This window comes from Nitrospirota bacterium, from assembly GCA_015233895.1.
In the GTDB taxonomy this organism is placed as follows: domain Bacteria; phylum Nitrospirota; class Thermodesulfovibrionia; order Thermodesulfovibrionales; family Magnetobacteriaceae; genus Magnetomonas.
The window spans coordinates 102,366-118,750 of sequence record JADFXG010000002.1 but is presented as its reverse complement, the minus strand read 5'-3'; the positions used below and the strand labels follow the sequence as shown (position 1 = coordinate 118,750).

Below are 16,385 nucleotides of genomic sequence, written 5' to 3'. Positions count from 1 at the left end.
CTCTTCCTACAATTTTCAGTATGTAAGTGCGTAAAGAGGGAAATGGATTTGGATTCATTACAACAATTTTTTAAGAGTAATATGGACTATGTATTTCTAGCCTATGGATTTGTCTTTATATTTATGGGCATTTCTATACTTGTACAGCCCAAAAATGACAATCAGTTTAAGTTATCAAAAATCCTGTGGTTATTAACAGCCTTTGCTTTAATTCATGGTGCAAACGAATGTCTTGATATGCTATCGTTTATACATCCGACACATCTAATTTTAAAATCTTTGAGTTTGTTTTGCCTTGTATTATCTTTTTGTTTCTTATTTGAGTTTGGGAGAAGAACATTAATAATTTGTGAAAACATTTTGCTGAAAAACCTTCAGAAATATTTAAAATGGTGGTTATTGCCTGCTCTATTAACGATTATTTTTATAATTTCGTACAAATCCCAGGAATCTTTAAAGGTGGTACAAATATTAACAAGGTATTTTCTGGCTTTACCAGGAGCCATCATGATTACAGTGGGTTTTAGGTACTATTGTAAAGAAGAGACTCTGATTAAAATTTTAAAGCTTGATAGATATTTTTTACTATCAGCAATATTTTTTTTTATATATGGTTTTTTAGCAGGATTTATCGTACCTAAAGGTAATTTCTTTCCTGCAAATATGCTTAATACCGATAGTTTTCTGACTTATGTGCATATGCCGGTTCAAGTGTTCAGAGCAATCAGTGCTTTTATTATAGCCTTCTCTATGGTTGGAGTGATTAAACTATTAAATTATGAATCAAGGAAAAAACTTCAGGAAACGGTAGAACAGTTAAATAGGAGAGAAATAAATATTAAACAAAATATTAAAACCCGAAATATTGTAAACTCTATTCTAAAAATATCGTTATCATCCGACTCCCTCCGGATACAGTTGCAAATGATATTAGAGCTTATAATGAAAAATTCGTGGGTTTCAATACATTCAAAAGGCGCTATTTTCATTACTGATGAAAAATCCCGTATGCTTGAACTTACTGTGTCTCAGGGTTTTTCTGATGAACAACAGACAACGTGCTCATCATTGCCATACGGTAAATGCCTGTGTGGTATGTGTGCTTACACAAGAGATGTAGTATTTTCATCTGATTGTATAGAAAATGAACATTCTATTAAATACAAAAATATGCTGTCACATGGTCATTATTGTGTACCTATTATTTTAGAAGATAGACTTTTCGGGATTATTAATATTTATTTAAACGATGGACATGTAAGAAACAAAAGTGAAGAGGATTTCCTGAAAAGCGTGGCAAATACCATAGCAGGAGTAATGGTTCGTAAAGAAGCTGAGGAAAAGATAATAAATAATTACTTAATACAATCCGTGATAAATCAGATATTGTTAGTATCTCTTGAACCGATTTCATTAAAAGAGCAGTTACAAGAGATACTTGAAATAATCAGCACTATATCATGGCTTTCAGAAAAATCTACTGGCTGTATCTTTTTAATGGAAGATAATCCAGATATTCTTGTAATGAAAGCTCATAAAGGAGTCTCTTCAGAACTATTTAACTCCTGTAGTTACCTGCCGGTAGGAAAATGCCTGTGTGGACGTGCTGCCGAAACAGGTAAAATGATATTTAAATCATCGTTAGATGTTGAGCATGATATAACATTCGAGGATATGCAAAATCATGGACATTATTGTGTTCCTATAATATCAAGAGAGAAGGTGTTAGGCGTTATAAACCTATATACCATTGAAGGACATAAACGAAATGAATTAGAAGAGAACTGCCTAACTTCTGTAGCAAATGCTGTGGCTGGAATAATTGAACGTAAAATAGTAGAAGATAAATTACAAGATGCAATACAGCAATTACGTCTACAAGAGAATGAGATAAGAAACAAAAATAAAGAATTGGAAATTAGAGTGGATGAAAGAACTATTGAACTTACCGACTCTAACAATAAGCTGATTGATGAGATATCGGAACGTAAACAAATTGAAAATGAATTACTTAAAGCAAAAGAATTAGCTGAGGCGGCAAACAGGTCAAAAAGCACATTTTTAGCCAGCATGAGCCATGAGTTTCGTACTCCAATGAACGGGATAATTGGAATGACTAACCTTGCGCTGGATACTCTTCTTGACTCTGAACAAAGGGAGTATCTGACCATAGTTAAAAACTCGTCAACGCATCTGCTTAATCTGATAAACGACATATTGGATTTTTCTAAAATAGAAGCTGGCAAGCTGGAAATAAAAGAAGTTGATTTTGATTTATTTAAAACAATAAAAACCACAATAGAACCCTTGGCCATTACGGCAACAAACAGAGGAATAAAATTTAGTGTTGAAATTTCACCAGATGTGCCAACAGCATTAAAAGGCGATGCTGGAAAGTTGAGGCAGGTGTTGGTTAATCTTGCCGGCAACTCAATAAAGTTTACAGAACATGGCAAGATAGAGTTGAAAGTGGATTTGGCTCAGCAGGTATTACAAGCAGTGTCTCCCGGTGAAGGAAAAACACAGATATTACATTTTTCAATCTCTGATACCGGAATAGGAATTCCCACAGAAAAGTTGGACGTGATATTTGACAGTTTTACCATGTTAGAAGATACCGCGGCCAAAAAATATGAAGGAACAGGGCTTGGACTTGCAATTGTAAAAAAGGTTGTGACAATGCTTGGCGGCGATATATGGGTGGAAAGTGAGTTGGGAAAGGGCAGTACGTTTCATTTCACTGTTAAGTTTTCAGTATTGACACAACCTGCCACAAGTGCCACAAATATGGAGAGGATTGAATTCAGGACTAAAAACATACTTGCAGTAGGCAGCAACACGTCCGAAAACAAAAAAATAGCCGACATGCTAAGAAGCGAGGGGTTTTATGTTGATATTGCTTCAAGCGGTTTTGAAGCATTCGGTATGCTTAACTATTCAACTAAGGAATATGAAATAGTAATTTTGGATTTCCAACTCTCCGATATGGATGGCTTTGCATTTTCAAAAAACATGAAATTTACAGAGAAACTGTCACAGGTTAAAGTAATAATGCTTGTATCAGCAGGTTTGAAAGGAGATGATGCAAAATGCCGTGAGCTGGGTATTGGCGGTTATATGGTTAAACCAATTTATAAATCTGACTTAAAAGAAATACTTTCTATGATAATAGAGAATTGGGATAACCCTCTGGCGCCGCTTCTGACTCGTCATATGATGCAAAGGTCAAAAAGGTCTCTTAATATTTTGTTAGCGGAGGATAATATAGTAAACCAAACACTTGCAGTCAAGGTTCTGCAAAAACGAGGGATTATGCCGGTAGTTGCAGTAACCGGATTGGAGGCAGTAAAAATACTGGCTAAAGCCAGTTTTGATCTTGTCCTCATGGATGTGCAGATGCCGGAGATGGATGGTTTAGAAGCAACAAAGCATATAAGAACTGCAAAAGAATGTGAGATAAATAAAGATGTACCTATAATTGCAATGACAGCGAATGCTCTTACAGGAGATAAAGAACGTTGTCTTGAAGCCGGAATGACAGATTATATTTCAAAACCTATGGAGGCTGATGATTTGTATGCATTAATTGACAAATACACTGCCTCCAACCTGACAAGGTTTGAAACAATGGCTGGCAAACAGGAACCCACCCCTGATGATATTTCAGATGCAGAGCTTGTAGATTTTCAGCCTCCTGCCCAGAGGACATCTGCTATGTCATTAAATATAGTGAAAACATTAAAGAGGGTTAATAACGATGAGAGAATTCTCAGAGATATGTGGGTGGCGTTTATAGATGATGCGCCAAAGCAAATAGTTTTTCTTAAAAAACTGTTTGACGCAAAAAATGTCGAAGGATTAAAGAAACAAATCCACTTGATTAAGGGAATGTCTGCCAGTGTGGGCGCCACAGCTCTTAAAAGTGAAGCTTTCAGAATGGAGGTAGCACTCTCAAAAATAAATGATACTGTTGATGAAAATGCGCAAATACGTACCTTTATAGAAAATATACAATTTGAATCAGAGAAGGCTTTACAAGACATGAAAACCTGTCTTTCAAAACCTGCAGGTGAAATTCTCTGAAAAGTTATATGTAATTATGTGTCTATGTTTTCCTCAACCATTTCAAAGCACCTCGTAACATTAAGCGTAGATTGAAATTTTAGAGCTTATCTGCATTCCGGCGGTGTGTTGAGTATAGGCAGTTACGGCTGTGTTATTAGAAAAATTGTTGGCAGCATTTTTAGATGGTTGTGAGGTTTCAGAGATATTTTTAGATTTCTCAGCTCCGGTACTTCCGCCTGGCAGGCTGATATTACCTTGTGTCTGAGCACTGTCTTTAGTAGTTCCATTAGTGTTGGTTGCACTTTTAGATTGATCTTTTCCGGACGCAGTTTTTCCTGATGAGCCGGATTTTTCCTGAGTGACCTCCTGCTGGGCAGTGGCCTCTTTTTGCGCGGCCTCTGCTGCCACTTTCATATCCTGTGCCGAGGGGTCAGCAGGAGCAAGCGCTGAGGCTTGTACCTGCCTCATTTTTTGTACTGTAGCCTCTGGATCCTTTTCATCAGATGTGTCTATAGAAACCTCGCCACCGACAGCATACTTTTTACCGTCCGGTCCGGTTTGATATTCATAGTGCGGTGCACCGGCATAACGGCCGCCTACAGACTGGTGCGCTAATTCATGTGCTCTTACATCCTGGTCTCTTTGCTTTAATTTCTGGATTTCACGGTCTGCTTGTGCCTGTTGTTCTTTGCTCTGCCCACCCTTGTTGCCCCCTATTGTTACCTTATCTTTAACCTCACCGCTGCCCTGACTCTGGTTATTAGCGGCTTGAGAAGAGCCGTCTGCGCCTGTGGCACTTTTATTGGTGTTACTGGTTGAGGTTCCGCTGCCGGGGTCTTCTAAGTTCCATCCGCTGGTATATTTCTGGTTTCCGTAACCTGTAAAACTTACACTATCCATACTCATGTTCATCACCCCCCTGCAAAGCTAAGGGCTATTTATTATGTGCTGCATTAAATCAGTAATACGCTGCCCGTTGTGTGGCAACAGGAGATGTCACCAATGTTCTGACTGGTATTGTATCGTCACTTAACACTAAGTGAGCACCCCTCATATTTGACGTATTTATTATTATAGGTGATTTTAAGTTAGCATACAGTTTGTTATCGTTAACTGTTAAAATTACAAACACTAAGACATCAGCGACACTATAACAGCCCAAGTATTCTTCAACAAAGTCTTCTACTTTAAACGAGTACTCAGGGAAAAACTCAAATGGGTTTGACACCATAAAGGCTAAATCAGGGTCATCAGCAGAGTGAAGCCACTTTATAGGATCCTTATGTGGCAACACGCAATACCTCGTTAAGTCTTTAAAACCTATCAGACCCCTGGGAAAGTTGATAACCTTGCCGTCCTCAACCTCAACCACTCCAAACCTTGTTGTACTGAGCTTCATTATGCCTCCATAAGTTCTGTAGTACAATACTTGCACTTTAATAATAACACATTATACATAATCAACACAAGTATATTGAATATCATGATTATGTAAGTAAGTTAACATATATAGTGTCAAGTACCTCCTAATCCATAAATTCCCCTACTTTATCCCAAATTTCTCCCCTCCCCATCCGCCATATATTTATTCGGTAAAAAATTTCAAAAACTTTAGAGTTACGTGTGCACGTCAACCTGCTCTACTGTGCCGACAGTTCCATCATTTTTTGTGTATAAACCCATACTGGACAATCGTCCGAGCAAATTCCCTGCTCCGTCCTTATAATTAAACTGCCCGCCTATGTTGCCAAGGTAAATTGCTGCCACTCCGTTATCTTTTAAACTACTTAGAACAGTGTCACCATTTGGAGATTTCTTCAACACCGATAACTTATTAAAAACAGAATCTTTTTCATCTATCCATTTATTATTATCTTCATCATAAGCAGAAAGTTCTGAAAACCCATTACCGCTTGTAGGCCCAAATAGCTCTTTTCCGGTATTAATCACACCATCATGATTTAAATCTAAAGCAAGATAACCACTACCCTGGCCTGTCATTGGCATTTTTACATCCTTACCGTTAGAGTTAAGGTCAAAGTTAAAAGTTCCTCCGGTTAGATCAGCAGCATTGCCTCCGAAGTTTATCACCAGTGGGTCACTTAGTTTGACATTTCCTGCAGATAATGACGCAGAGGTTTCAGATGAGTGTTCATAACTCATGTTGACGCCAATGGAGAATTTAATATCCTGTCCGTCTTTAGTTTTTATGATTCCTTTAGCGTTAAAGGCATAGTCCTGCTTTTCATAGTGTACATCTTTTGATGAGTAACTAAGAGCCCACTGCTGCGGTTGTTGTGAGTTGGGGGCGGGGCTGGCTTGCGCTTGCTGAGTTTCCGGAGGTGCTGAATCCTGCGGTTGCTGATTTCCACTGGCAGTATCACTTATGTTTGATAAATCAATCTTATTACCAGTTATTTTTTCAAGAATGAGTTTGAGAATCAGGTATCTAAGATCACCTGATAAACCTGGGTCGAGATTATTATCAACCTGCTCATTTTTGTTGACAGAGCTCTTCTTTGCATCCAGTAATGCCAGGCTGTCTGTAGAAAGAGTAACTGTGTCTTTTGCAGGTTGGTTATTAGTGGGACTGTTGGCTGTGCCGTTTGATCCGGTGTTTGTCCAAAAAGACATGTTCTCCGTGTGTTCATATTTTTCCAGAGAAGATGAGTTTGAACTCAGATTGATATTAGACGATGTTATTTCCATGTTATTTCCCCCCATGTTTTTTCAGTACAGCTTTAATAAAAAGAAAATCCCTACAACCCCCAACATCTAATTTTTCTCTCGGCATAATAATTTAGAAACTTTAGTGTGTTAACTATGGCTGAAGGCTAAACAAGTTTCATCAAAATGCCGAAATAACTCTTAGTTATGAAAGAAAACCAACGTGTGCTTGTTACAGGTGGAGCAGGAGTAATAGGATGCGAACTCCTGTCAGTTCTGTTAAACAATAATTTCACAGTTCTATCTGTTGATAAAAACCCGCTGCCTGCTAAAAAAGTTGAGCTCCTGTCGCTGAATAATCCAAAACTCAGGCATCTGGTAGCTGATCTTTCCACGGATTCCTTAACGGACTTGATTGACTTTAACCCCTCTGCCATATTTCACCTTGCCGCGGTGTTTGAAAGATCAAAGGAGTCCCCTCAGTTTTGGAACACAAACTGGAATGAAAACACGCTGCTAAGCCACAGGATTGTTGATCTCGTAAGAGAAATCCCCTCACTTAAGGTGTTTGTGCTTGCATCTTCTTATCTTATTTATATGCCAGATATCTATATGTGTGAACATCAGTCTGCCCCTGTTGCTTTAAACGAGGACAGCCCTTTAAATCCAAGAAATATCACAGGTGCCTCCAAATTTTATACCGAAAAAGAACTTGAGTTTATACATGAGTACATATCGCCTGACTTGCGTTTTATAAATGCAAGAATATACAGGGTTTATGGCAGAGGCTCAAGGGATGTTATATCCAGATGGACCAGAGCTGCGCTAAGAGATGAAGAAATACACGTGTATAACCGTCAAAACAGATTTGATTTTATATATGCTCAGGATGTGGCTCTTGGCCTTTATCGCCTGTTTCTTTCCAATGATGGATGTGGCACTGTTAATCTTGGCAGCGGCACCAGTACATCCATTGGGGAGGTTATTAATTCGCTTTCCTTACTAATTCCTGTAAAGCAATCGAAAGACATGGGACAGATTGAGCAATATGAGGCAAGCATGGCAGATATAACAAAGTTGAGCACACTTACAGGCTGGGCGCCGGAGACGTCCCTGTTGAAAGGCCTTGAGCAGATTATAGAGTATGAAAAAGAACTCCTGCGATGCCAAAGACCGTTGCAAAAATAAAAGGTGAGAGAAAAGTTATAATAGCAGCGAACGAATAAAGGAGGGGGGTATATTTTATGAAGAGTAATCAGGAATTATCATCAGTTTTAAAAATATCGTGCGAGGCCATATTCGTGATTACGAGGATATGATGGCAACCGAAAAAAAATCCGGATTCAAAGTGCTTATCTGTATAGACGGCTCTGCAGAATCGCTTAAGGGCATACATTATGGAGCAAGGTTAGGCAGCGGTACTGGTGCTGAGATAACTATACTCCACATACGAACCGGCGATAACCACGACATTAACTATTCTCCTTCTCCCGGCACAAACAGCAATGCCACTAACTGGGGCATGTCAGTGGCAGAACTCAGGTATCTGGAGGAGGCAAGACAGGCTCTTGTAAGCTATGAGTGGATGAGCGGAATCTGGACTGAAGACGTCGTTAGATATTTCGACGGAGATCATCTAAACAACTTTCAGATATGTTACAAGACTCGTTTAGGCCAAAAGATAAACCTAAAGCTCAAAAGTAGCCACAACGTAGCTGCCGAAATACTGGACGAGGCGCACGGAGGTGCTTATGGGCTTATAATCATAGGAGCGTCTAAGTTTAAGCGTAGTTTAGGCCGGGTTTTCGTATCATCTGAGGTACAAAAAGTGGTAGTGCATGCGCCGTGCTCAGTCTTAGTTGCCAGAGACCTACAAGAGGTGCATGGACACCTGATCTGTCTCGATGGCAGCGAGCGTAGTTATGAAATGATGCTTAAAGACTTCATAACAGCCTCCCTCTGCTCCTATAAGGTTTCCCTTATATCAGTAGCACCAACCCCCGGGGATGAATCCTCCCATAAAAACATAATAGCCGAGGGGTTAAAAAGGCTTAAGGAACTCGGTTATGAAAGTCAAGAAAGCATAGTGGTAACAGGTGACCCTGTGGAAAAGATAGTTGACTATGGACGAAAGTATTCCGTCATAGTGGTGGCAGCCAACGATGAAGGTGGTTTAAGGCGCTTTTTTATGGGAGGCACTTCTTTTAACATTGTTTTAAATGCTGAAAACTCCGTAATGGTGGTCAGATGAGGGTAGATAACATCAGGTACTGTAGTGTGTGGTTAACCAAAGCGTTTCCATTTCTTAAATGGATACATGAGGTAAAAGATACGTGGAGGTTGGATCTCTTTGCGGGACTAACAGGGGCGGTAGTGGTGCTGCCTCAGGGTGTTGCTTTTGCTATGATAGCTGGCATGCCCCCACAATACGGACTTTATACAGCTATGGTGCCGGCAGTTATTGCAGCACTCTTTGGCTCTTCACGTCATCTTATCTCAGGTCCCACGACGGCCATTTCACTGGTCATATTCAGCACAGTGTCGGTTATGGCAGAACCCTCCTCTGCTCAATACATCAAACTGGTAATGCTTCTTACGCTTATGGCAGGCGTTATGCAATTCGCTCTTGGTGTCGTCAATCTGGGAGGACTCGTAGATTTCGTGTCCCACTCCGTTGTGACAGGGTTTACAACAGGGGCGGCCATACTTATCGGTGTCAGCCAGCTTAAGCATGTCTTTGGTCTGAGATACAAAAACGCTGCCCATTTTACCGAAAACATGAAACTCCTTTACGAAAACGTCTCCCATTACCACCTCTATTCGCTAATTATAGCAGCCGTTACGCTTGTGGTGGTGATAGGCATACGTAATTTCAGGCCGAAGTGGCCTGGCATGCTTATAGGGATGTTAGTGGCTGGCATTTTAAACTATACTCTGGGCTGGTACGAAAAAGGAGTCCTTGTTATTGGTGCCCTTCCCTCGGCAATTCCACCCCTTGCGCTACCCGATCTTTCCTTTAAAAGCATACACGCACTGTCGCCCTCAGCCATGGCCATAGCGATGTTAGGCATCATGGAGGCAGTCTCCATAGCGCGTTCCGTAGCACTGAAGTCCGGCCAAAACATAGAAGCTAACCAGGAGTTCATTGGCCAGGGGCTGTCAAACATGGTAGGGGCGTTTCTGTCTTCTTATGCCTCCTCGGGGTCTTTTACGAGAAGCGGAGTTAATTACGCAGCTGGAGCAAAGACACCCTTTGCGGCTATTTGTGCCGCCGCATGGCTTATGTTCATATTGATTTTTGTGGTAAAATTTGCGGCCTATCTGCCGATAGCGGCAATGGCGGCAGTAATTTTAGTTGTAGCATATAACCTTATAGACTTCCACCACATAGTGAGGACTATACACCTGTCAAAGCAAGACACGTCAATAATGGGCGTAACATTTCTTGCAACACTGTTTTTGGAGCTGGAATTTGCTATATACGTGGGAGCTCTTCTTTCTATCTGCCTGTATCTGAATAAGACGGCAAGGCCGAGGGTGTTACCTCGTGTCCCGAACCCAACCGGAAGGCAATTTGTAACCGATCCGTATCTGCCGCAGTGCTCCCAATTCGGTATCATGCGAATAGAGGGCGACCTCTACTTCGCTGCTATGAACCACGTTCAAAAACAAATCTCCGCCATTCATTCATACACACCGACACAGAACAAGATACTGATTATTTGCAGCAACATCAACTTCATAGATCTCATGGGTGTGGAAACAGTGGTTAATGTAGTTAAAGAGTACAGGAGAAAAGGTATAGAATTGTTTTTTTGTAAGCTAACCTCAGTAGTAATGGCGATCATAAGAAAAAGTGGCGCTTTAGATGAAATTGGGCAAGATCACATTTTTGACAGTGAAGAGGAGGCTCTCAGAGAGATAGTAACGAATGTGAACAAGAATCTTTGCCATGAATGTCACCATAGAGTGTTCTGGGAGTGCGACGCTAACAAGATTTTAGAGAGCTAATTAATGACAAAGACTAAGTTGAGGGGTTTTTTGACAGTGCTAATGAAGCCAGGCGATTGAATGCGGCCTGATATGAATGTTCTGATAACAAGCGCCTCAAAAAAAGTATGGCTCATTAAGGCTTTTCAGAAGGCGCTGGCTCTTGAGGGTGGAGGAGTGGTTTATGCAATTGATATTAGTCCCAATGCGCCTGCACTTTACTTTGCTGATAAACATTCCCTTTGTCTAAAGGACTCAGACCCAGCATTTATTAGTTCACTTTTATCACTGTGCAAATCAAATCAAATCAGTCTTATCATACCAACAAGAGATGAGGAGCTTCCCATTTTTTCTAAGGTCAGGGACAATTTCCAGACAGAGGGAATTTATATAATGACAGCCTCATCGTCAACTATTAACATCTGTCAGGATAAGAAAATGTTTATCGCCTTTTGTAACCAACACGGGTTTAACACTCCCACAACCTATGATGCTGATATAACTAATAATACTCCTGACAAGATTGATTTTCCGCTTTTCATTAAGCCGACACGGGGAAAGGGTGGGGCAAACACCGCTAAAATCAACTCGTTGGATGAGCTCAAGATGTTTATTTCAATATCAGGAGATGACTATATAATTCAAAAGTACATTGACGCCCCAGAGTACACGGTTGACTTGTTTTCCGATCTATCAGGAAATGTTATTTCAGTAGTGCCAAGGGTGCGGATTATGGTTTTTGGCGGTGAGTCGTATGTCTCTAAAACTCAGTCAGATAAAAAGATAATCACTGAGTCCACAAGACTTGCTAAAGAACTTAACCTTATCGGGCATAATACTATACAGTGTTTTTTAGAAAATGGCAGGGTGCTTTTTATAGAAGTTAATCCAAGATATGGAGGAGGTGCGGCTCTTGGGATTGAGGCTGGTGCCGACACACCAAGGTATATGATAAAACTCCTCAAAGGCGACACACTCAGTCCTGACAAGAACAATTTTACCGATAACTTCTACATGCTCAGATACACCAGTGAGTTATACATGAAGGAAACGGAATTATACACTTGATAAGGCAAAATAATTTGTTACTTTAGTGATACGTCTATATTACTTATCAATCTGTCTGAATATCTCTATTATCTCTTGTAACTGGCTGTCAAATATGGTTCTGACATCCAGTATCAGAGTGTCGTCCTTAATCCGGCCTATAAGCGGAGTTTTAGCAATTCTCAACAGTTTTTGCAATTGCTCAGCCGATATTTCTGAGTGTTTGAGCAGTACCGTGTAAGTTTTAAATTTAACACCGGGTAGAGATCCTCCTCCGGCTTCTGAATCATCCTCCCTGATGGTTACGGTAAAATTTGGGAGCGTTTTTAATCCCTCCTCGATTTTAAGAGCACGCTCTTTTATTGTATCTGGATCACACAGAAGCATTTCAAGAATCGGGATGTTTTTAATTATATCATCTCCATATACATATTCCATGAGGACTGCCTCCATCGCAGATATTGTAAATTTATCCACTCTGAGAGCCCGTGCAAGCGGATGTTTTCTCAATGATTCTATGTGCTTTTGTTTGCCTGCTATAACTCCGCACTGTGGGCCTCCAAGGAGTTTATCTCCGCTAAATGTTACTATATCAACTCCGGTTTTAACTACCTCACTTACTACTGGCTCTGAGTGTATCCCCCATGGCCTAAGATCAATAAGACAGCCGCTGCCAAGATCATACATCAGGATTTTCGATGTCTTTGATGCCAGTTTTACTAAATCTGCTGTTTCTACCTCCTCGGTAAATCCGCTAATTTTGAAATTAGAGCGATGTACTTTTAAAATCAGCCCTGTGTTTTCAGTGATAGCGTTTTCGTAGTCATAGAGATGAGTTTTATTGGTCGTACCGATTTCTTTAAGTATGGCGCCCCCTGCGGCCATTATATCTGGAATGCGAAAGGAGCCGCCTATTTCTATCAGCTCTCCGCGTGAGACAATCACCTCTTTTTTTAAAGATGTCAGTGCCGTAAGAGCCAAAAACACGGCCGCCGCATTGTTATTTACCACCATAGCATCCTCAGCACCGGTCAGTTCCTTAAGGAGTGTGGTTAAATGGACATGCCGCTTACCCCTGCTGCCTGTCTTTAGGTCGTACTCAAGGTTAGAGTACCCTGAGGCAATAGTGGCCAGGTGTTTAAGGGTTTTGTCACTAAGTGGCGCTCTGCCAAGATTGGTGTGTATGACTATGCCGGTAGCATTTATCACAGGTCTTAGGCTAAAAGAGCCGCTTTCTGAGAGTTTTTCTTCTATTGCATAAGATATGTTACGGGAGATCTCGTTTTCAGCGTTGCCGGAAAGAAGCTCTGAGCGTCTTTCCTCAAGAACTTCTCTAATAGCTTTTAGAACAACTCTGCGTGGATACTCTTTCAGCCACTTTTGGGCCTCCTCCGATTGGAGTAATTTATCAACCGAAGGAAGCCCTCGTAATGCATTATTCCGTGTTTGTTGCATCAATAAACGGCATGGTTTGAGTGGTAACCTTAGGCATTATACCGTTCCACTTGTCTATAGCCTTCATAGTGGCTTCAATTCTTCTTAACTTGATAAGATCGGGCGAGATGTTTTCTTTTTGGAGTCTTAAAGCCTCAGCCTCAGCCTTTGCCTGTGTGATTTTCTGTTCAGCTTCTATTTTTATTCTGTCAAGATCACGTGCTGCTTTTAGAGCCAACTGCTCAGCCGTCTGTTTAGACTCAATGGCCTCCATAAAGAGCTTTGAAAATGCGAAATTGACTATAGAAACCTCATCCACAATGATAAAATGCTTGTGTAGCCGTTCCATGAGACCGTCTTTCATCGCTGCGCTTACGATGGGTCTTTTGGTTATTAACTCCTCTGCTGTATATGTGGCAGCCACTGCCTTTACTACCTCTTGTATGGCAGGGTCTATGACTCTTTCCTTGTAGCTCATACCAATGCTTTGATAAATCATATTTGCCTTATCAGGCAGTATGTGATAGTTAATCGCTATCACTGTGGTAACCTCTTGCAGGTCACGTGATGAGGCCTCAGCGTTTGTCTGTGCTTTGTGTACCTTTACGTCCATTTTTATCACCTTCTGCACCACAGGGATTACCACATGAATTCCCTCGCTAAGAACCAGTGGCTGCACGGCCCCGAAGTTAAGCACGACACCTCTTTCACCTGCCCCTATAGTGACAAAAGGATTTATTGCAAGAAGAACAAAAAATCCTATTATTATTAAAAGAACAAACAGGTAACTCTTCTTAAAAACCGGCTTCTGGATTTTAGGTTCAAAACCGTCAAAAATACCTCCTGGCATATGACCTCCTCTTAGAGCTTGTTTTTTACAAACTGCAAGGCAGATTCAAAAATCGCCCTGCCATCGGTATTTCCGAGTATTTCCTCAGAACACCTCTCAGGGTGAGGCATCATACCAACAACATTACCGGCGGAGTTGGTAATCCCTGCTATATTTAGAACTGCACCGTTAGGATTTGCGGCATCATTCTCCTCTCCGTCATTTTGACAGTAGGTAAAAGCAATACCGTTATGTTCTTTCAACCTGTTAAGAGTTGCCGTATCGGCATAGTAATTACCCTCGGCATGGGCTATGGGGATTTTCAGGACTTGCCCTTCTCTGAAAACGGAGGTAAACGCCGTATTTGTGTTTTTAACTTTTATGTAAACGTCTTTACAGATAAACTTCAGGTTTTTGTTTCTTAACATAGCTCCCGGCAAAAGTCCTGCCTCAAGCAGTATCTGAAAACCGTTACATATACCTATTACACCTCCGCCATTTGCGGCAAACTCAGATACCGCTGACATTATAGGTGAAAACCCAGCTATCGCACCGGCTCGCAGATAATCACCGTGTGAAAACCCACCTGGAAGTATGACAACTTTAACGTTACTCCCTATAGCTGTCTCCTTATGCCATACAAATTTTACATCAGCACCACATACGTGCTTTAGCACGTGATAACAGTCATGGTCACAGTTACTGCCCGGAAACACCACTATTGCAAACATTTAGCCGCCAAAAAGTCCTTTTGTTATGTAATTTAGCAAAAAAGATCGTTGCTATAGAAATCCATCACTCATTGTCAGTTATGCTACATTATTTTGGTTTGCTTTGTCAATTAAAAGTTGGCTAATACCGAGTAGCAGTCAGAAGCATAACAAGGCGGCAAGGAGAAAGCGACGCAGGCGTACTTTTAGTACGTTGAGGAGCTTTTGACGCATGTCAACGAAGTTAGGCGATTGAATGCTGCTTGGTATCCAACATCATGACAAGAGCGTCTTCCACTGGTTTATCATAGTAATCCTTTCTGATATGCAGTAATCTAAAATCATGTTTTTTATAGAATTCAATTGCAGCGGCATTTGAAACTCTTGCCTCAAGGAATATCTTGCCTGAAAAGTTATGCTGCTTTAAAGTCATGAAAAGTGCGTTAAGAAGGGCAGTGCCTATACCGCATCTTCTGAACTCTGTCAGTACTGCAAGCTTTAGGATTTGTGCCTCATCAAGTATCTCCTGTGCACACAGATAGCCAATAATCACATCAAGGTGAGAAACCACATAATTTATTGAATAATCATTTTCCAGCTCATGTTTAAATGACCGCTCAGTCCACGGACTGGGGAAAGAGAGTTTCTCTATAGCGCCTACTCTTGCAACGTCACTGTAGTCCATAGTACGGATAATGGTTTGAATATTTTTTTTAGCCATGAGTTGTTATCCTTAGTGCTTGGGGTTGCTAACCCCTCTGCCGCCTGGGGTTACCCCTTGTGGCCGTTTAAGATATAATGGTTTAAATGACTTAGCATCACAAATTGCTCCGGATTGTAGTTTTTTTAGTCCGTAAGCCGCTAGGGCAGCCGGTGATATGTAGTGGTGTTCAATGCCGGCAAAAATGGCGTTATCATCAGTCAGCTCTTGTAACTTATCTTTGTATAGAATGGAGGCATCGCCGGTAAAAATAACTTTTTTCTCTCCGGCTAATTTTTCACAAATCTCACCAATTTTATAAACTCCACACGTTACAATCTCATCTAAACTGCCACTGTTTCCTATGGAATATGCGGCGCCGTAAATATCCTCTTTTCTTGCGTCAAGCAAGATGCAGACAGGATATTTGGCAAATGGGAAATTCAGAGCAAGTCCTTCAAAAGTGGATATCGAAATAACAGGTTTACCGGTAACAAGGGCAAACCCTTTTACCGTGTTTATTCCTACCCTTAAGCCTGTAAAAGAGCCCGGGCCTGCAGCCGCAACATAGGCATCAACAGCGCTCAGTGCGGTGTCAGATTCTTTAAGGATATAGTCAATGGCAGGCATCAGTTTTTCTGAGTGGGTGTTTTTTTTAGGTATAAGATTTACCCTCATTTCTGCCAAAAGACCTCTGTCAGAGTCAAAGACGGCAACACCGCCTACTGCCGTTGACGTATCTATGCTTAGTACCCTCATTCAATTTGTATATTACAAAGTTAGAGCGAAAACATCAAGTTTTACCAAGTAGAGACCGTTGCAAAAATCATTTTTCAGCCAAAACTTTACAAAAAACACAATTGTAAATATACCAAAATTCAAAAAGATATTCATATTGATTATTTAAAAGGATGAGATTGCCACGCCCCCTGCGGGGGCTCGC

General features: G+C 40.8%; 13 protein-coding genes. 5 read left to right on the top strand and 8 right to left on the bottom strand.

Translation table 11 applies throughout. The annotated features are described in order from the left end of the window. The first annotated feature begins 507 nt into the window (after positions 1–507). Positions 508–4,083, top strand: coding sequence for a response regulator (locus tag HQK88_02680; GenBank protein MBF0615704.1), 3,576 nt, complete (start codon positions 508–510; stop codon positions 4,081–4,083). Between the two features lie 60 nt (positions 4,084–4,143). Here the strand turns inward: HQK88_02680 and HQK88_02675 are convergent, their stop codons facing one another. From HQK88_02675 to HQK88_02665, 3 genes are all read right to left on the bottom strand, one after another. Then, positions 4,144–4,977, bottom strand: a complete 834-nt coding sequence (locus HQK88_02675) for a hypothetical protein (GenBank protein MBF0615703.1) — start codon at positions 4,975–4,977, stop codon at positions 4,144–4,146. 46 nt (positions 4,978–5,023) lie between these two features. Continuing rightward, a complete protein-coding gene (fliW, locus tag HQK88_02670) occupies positions 5,024–5,464 on the bottom strand; it encodes a flagellar assembly protein FliW (protein MBF0615702.1) in 441 nt (146 codons plus the stop codon). Positions 5,465–5,682: 218 nt separating this feature from the next. Continuing rightward, positions 5,683–6,774 (bottom strand): hypothetical protein, encoded by a 1,092-nt coding sequence (locus HQK88_02665; GenBank protein ID MBF0615701.1) that lies wholly within the window; start codon positions 6,772–6,774, stop codon positions 5,683–5,685. A 165-nt stretch (positions 6,775–6,939) separates the two neighbouring features. On the opposite strand from HQK88_02665, the gene HQK88_02660 reads away from it, so the two are divergent. The 4 genes from HQK88_02660 (at position 6,940) to HQK88_02645 (ending at position 11,790) form a co-directional block, all read left to right on the top strand. Then, the gene (locus tag HQK88_02660; GenBank protein MBF0615700.1) at positions 6,940–7,920 is read left to right on the top strand and encodes an NAD(P)-dependent oxidoreductase; all 981 of its coding nucleotides are present in this window, start codon (positions 6,940–6,942) and stop codon (positions 7,918–7,920) included. Positions 7,921–8,047: 127 nt separating this feature from the next. Continuing rightward, positions 8,048–8,983, top strand: a complete 936-nt coding sequence (locus tag HQK88_02655; protein ID MBF0615699.1) for a universal stress protein — start codon at positions 8,048–8,050, stop codon at positions 8,981–8,983. Next, positions 8,980–10,743, top strand: coding sequence for a SulP family inorganic anion transporter (locus HQK88_02650; protein MBF0615698.1), 1,764 nt, complete (start codon positions 8,980–8,982; stop codon positions 10,741–10,743). Before HQK88_02655 ends, HQK88_02650 begins: the two co-directional genes overlap by 4 nt. A 72-nt stretch (positions 10,744–10,815) precedes the next feature. After that, positions 10,816–11,790, top strand: coding sequence for an ATP-grasp domain-containing protein (locus HQK88_02645; protein ID MBF0615697.1), 975 nt, complete (start codon positions 10,816–10,818; stop codon positions 11,788–11,790). Between the two features lie 39 nt (positions 11,791–11,829). Here the strand turns inward: HQK88_02645 and HQK88_02640 are convergent, their stop codons facing one another. From HQK88_02640 to tsaB, 5 genes are all read right to left on the bottom strand, one after another. After that, positions 11,830–13,224 (bottom strand): L-seryl-tRNA(Sec) selenium transferase, encoded by a 1,395-nt coding sequence (locus tag HQK88_02640; GenBank protein MBF0615696.1) that lies wholly within the window; start codon positions 13,222–13,224, stop codon positions 11,830–11,832. After that, the gene (locus tag HQK88_02635) at positions 13,205–14,053 is read right to left on the bottom strand and encodes a prohibitin family protein (protein MBF0615695.1); all 849 of its coding nucleotides are present in this window, start codon (positions 14,051–14,053) and stop codon (positions 13,205–13,207) included. The genes HQK88_02640 and HQK88_02635 overlap by 20 nt, the downstream gene beginning before the upstream one ends. Positions 14,054–14,064: 11 nt before the next feature. Then, the gene (purQ, locus tag HQK88_02630; GenBank protein ID MBF0615694.1) at positions 14,065–14,763 is read right to left on the bottom strand and encodes a phosphoribosylformylglycinamidine synthase subunit PurQ; all 699 of its coding nucleotides are present in this window, start codon (positions 14,761–14,763) and stop codon (positions 14,065–14,067) included. A gap of 223 nt (positions 14,764–14,986) precedes the next feature. Beyond that, positions 14,987–15,463: a ribosomal protein S18-alanine N-acetyltransferase gene (gene rimI, locus HQK88_02625; GenBank protein ID MBF0615693.1), complete on the bottom strand. Its 477-nt coding sequence runs from the start codon at positions 15,461–15,463 to the stop codon at positions 14,987–14,989. A 12-nt stretch (positions 15,464–15,475) separates the two neighbouring features. Further along, entirely contained in the window at positions 15,476–16,201 is a 726-nt protein-coding gene (gene tsaB, locus HQK88_02620) for a tRNA (adenosine(37)-N6)-threonylcarbamoyltransferase complex dimerization subunit type 1 TsaB (GenBank protein MBF0615692.1), read from the bottom strand. Between the last annotated feature and the right edge of the window lie 184 nt (positions 16,202–16,385).